The sequence below is a fragment of the Alcanivorax sp. HI0044 genome (genome assembly GCF_001634945.1).
Genome location: NZ_LWEZ01001613.1, coordinates 1 through 874 on the forward strand (window position 1 = coordinate 1; position 874 = coordinate 874).

The window sequence follows — 874 nt, forward strand, 5'->3', positions numbered from 1 at the left end:
CGGCTGCGCAAAACGTGCGTCATTGCCGAGGCAAGGTCAAGAAACTCAACGAGGAAGAGAGATGATAGCAAGAATAAAAGGTCTCCTGATGGTTTTCGTGGTAGCCCTGCTGGCGACTGCCTGTACGGCCCATAACACCATGGTCAGCAGTTCCGCCCGCGCCAAGGATCACCAGGCCGGTGAGCATGTCAACAAAGTGCTAGTGGTGGCGGTGGTCAATGACACCCAGGCCCGCGATTCGCTGGAATCCAATGTTGTGGCGGCTTTGAAAGCGCAGGGCGTGGAAGCAACAGCATCCGCCCCGGTATTGGGTGACCAGTACAGTGAAGGGAAAACCCGCAAACAAATGGCTGCCGATATCGCCTCGAAAGGTTACGAAGCGGCACTGGTAATCAGTGTTATCGATATCAAGGAAGAAATGCACTACACCCAGGGTGGCACCAATTTTGCCCCGGATATCGCGGTGTCCGGTGCCATGGGCCAGACCTATTACGTGCGCCAAAATGCTACCTACGAGCCTGGTTATTTCAGCAATGACAAGAAGTACTTCCTGGAGTCCAATCTGTACCGGCTTCAGCCGGAAGGGCTACTATGGAGAGCCAAATCCACCACGGTAAACCCCAGTGACCTGCAGGCAGGGACCAGCGGTGTGGCCGATGCTGTTGTGGACCGTATGGCCAAGGATGACATGATTTAATCTCTGGCCTGCGCCGTTTACCGGGAGCCTTGGGCTCCCGGTTTTGTTTGTGATGCTAAATCCCGATTGAATGAACGCGACACACCTTTCAGGAGTCACCATGATCGAATACCGGATTCGCCCGCTGCGCCCCGAGGCGCACCTGTTTGAAGTAACCCTGACGGTGGCGGACCCGAC

At 55.6% G+C, this 874-nt stretch carries 1 protein-coding gene; it reads left to right on the top strand.

What is annotated here, in order from left to right:
* The first annotated feature begins 88 nt into the window (after nucleotides 1-88).
* A complete protein-coding gene (locus tag A3730_RS24355) occupies nucleotides 89-697 on the top strand; it encodes a hypothetical protein (protein WP_063521281.1) in 609 nt (202 codons plus the stop codon).
* The last annotated feature ends 177 nt before the right edge of the window (nucleotides 698-874 follow it).

What these genes read in the sequence shown, in the direction of transcription:
- A3730_RS24355 (WP_063521281.1), top strand. Translation starts at nt 89, where the DNA reads ATGGTTTTCGTGGTAGCCCTGCTGGCGACTGCCTGTACGGCCCATAAC.